This is a genomic window from Rhizobacter sp. P3_B12, assembly GCF_056402895.1.
In genome coordinates this window covers 1-1880 of sequence record NZ_JBFUGN010001111.1, presented here as the reverse complement: position 1 = coordinate 1880, position 1880 = coordinate 1, and the positions used below count along the sequence as shown (strand labels likewise).

At 69.8% G+C, this 1880-nt stretch carries 3 protein-coding genes; 2 read left to right on the top strand and 1 reads right to left on the bottom strand.

The window, feature by feature from the left end; genetic code table 11:
* Positions 1-321, top strand: a 321-nt coding sequence (locus AC1D01_RS32695; RefSeq protein WP_477873654.1) for an RES family NAD+ phosphorylase, incomplete at its 5' end; no start/stop codon positions are given.
* 16 nt (positions 322-337) lie between these two features.
* Complete coding sequence (locus tag AC1D01_RS32690) at positions 338-1312, top strand: alpha/beta hydrolase (protein WP_477873653.1); 975 nt, start codon at positions 338-340, stop codon at positions 1310-1312.
* Positions 1313-1355: 43 nt separating this feature from the next.
* Here AC1D01_RS32690 and AC1D01_RS32685 read toward each other — a convergent pair whose 3' ends face one another.
* Positions 1356-1718, bottom strand: a complete 363-nt coding sequence (locus AC1D01_RS32685) for an HrpB1 family type III secretion system apparatus protein (protein WP_477873652.1) — start codon at positions 1716-1718, stop codon at positions 1356-1358.
* Positions 1719-1880 lie beyond the last annotated feature (162 nt).

The window sequence follows — 1880 nt, the reverse complement described above, 5'->3', positions numbered from 1 at the left end:
GCGCATGTCGATGACTCAGGCCTGCCCTTGAACCGATTCCTGGTGCGCATCGATGTTCCGGACAGCGTCTGGGCGGCCAGGAACGTGCTGGACGTGTCGCGGCTCGCGCCTTCGTGGGCGGCCATTCCGGCGGGGCGTGCCAGCGCTCAGGCTGGCGCCGACTGGTTGCGCGGCATGACGGCGGCGATCCTCGAGATGCCCTCGGTGATCGTTCCCGAAGAGTCGATCGCCCTCATCAACCCGTTGCATCCCGGTGCGAAGGCCTTGTCTGCCAAGGTCGTCCGTCCGTTCGAATACAACCGGTTGTTCCGCGGACGCTGAAGCCAGGAGGGACACCATGCCGATTCAACTCCGCCCACGCTGGCTCGCCGCCGTCGTGCTCTGCTGCGCGAGCCTGGGCGCCTGGGCCGCCGGCGCGGCGATCGAGGACACACCTGCCGCCGTGCAGCGCGCGGGCGTCACGCTGCGCGGCAGCCTGCTCGAACCCGCGGATTTCGACGGGCGATGGGTGGCCTTGATCATCGCGGGCTCGGGCCCGACCGATCGCAACGGCAACAACCCCGTGGTGCGGGGCGGCGTCGACAACCTGCGCCTGCTCGCCGAGGGCCTGGCGCGTGCCGGCATCGCGACGCTGCGGTACGACAAACGCGGCGTCGCCGCCAGCGCATCCCCGCAGGTGGTCGAAGGCGAGTTGCGCTTCGACGACTTCGCCGATGACGCGGTGGCCTGGATCGACTGGCTGCGGCGCACCGGTCGCTTCGCGCATGTCGCCGTCATCGGGCACAGCGAAGGCGCCACGCTGGGCCTGCTGGCGGCGCAACGCGCGCCGGTCGATGCGTACGTCTCGGTCGCCGGGCTGAGCCGCGACCTGCTGACCCTGCTCGACGCCCAGCTGCAGCCGAGGCTGGCCGCCGCGCCCGCGCTGCTGGCGGCCCACACCCGCATCATCGATGCCCTGCGGCACGGTGCGACGGTGCCCGATGTGCCTGCACCGCTGATGTCGATCTACCGGCCCGGCGTTCAGCCCTACCTGGCCTCGGCGGGGAAGGTCGATCCATCGAAGGAGATCGCGAAGCTCCGCATCCCGGTGGCCATCATCGCGGGAGAGAACGACGTGCAGGTTCCTCCGGAGGACGCGAGGCAGCTCTCGATGGCCCGRCCCGGCGCGCGGCTGCGCGTGTTCGGCGGCATGAACCACGTCATGAAGACGGGCGCCAAGGGCGACCTGGCGGCGTACACCGATCCGGCGCTCGGATTGACCGCCGGCCTGGTCGACTTCATCGCGGATTTCGTCAAGGGGGCCGCGCCCTGAGGGGGCGCGTCGTTGCGCCTTCGGCCGCTCCGCGACACAAGCCTCAGCTGACAGCGCTGCTCGTCTCCAGCAACTGCCGCATCGCCGAGCGCATCAGCGGATCGGGGCTGTCGGCCAGCGCGCTGGCTTCCAGGTGCCAGATCGGGTCGCCGATCAGGTAGGTGCACAAGGCCTTCAGGTCCGGCGCGCAGTCGTCCGGCAGCGTGTTCAGGAAGTGCAGCGCATCGATCGGCCGGTCGTGCAGGATCGGGATGAAGGCGCCGATGGCGAGYGCCGACGGCACGACGTTCGRCAGGTCGCGCAGCTGGAACCAGATCGCTTCGGCGCGGTCGAGTTCGTGGGCCGTGATCGCGCCGATCATCTCCCGGCTCATTTGCGCGATGTCGTCTTCGGTGTGCAGGCTCATGACGGGGCTTCCGAAAAGCGGTCCGCCGAATCGCGGACGCATCAAGGGTGCCGGACGCGGCCGCAGCGCGGCCTGTCCGGCGGTTCGATCTTCAAGGCGTCGTGCCGGGTCAGTCCTGACCGCCGACGCCCGGAATCATCGACTTCAGGCGCTGGATGATGG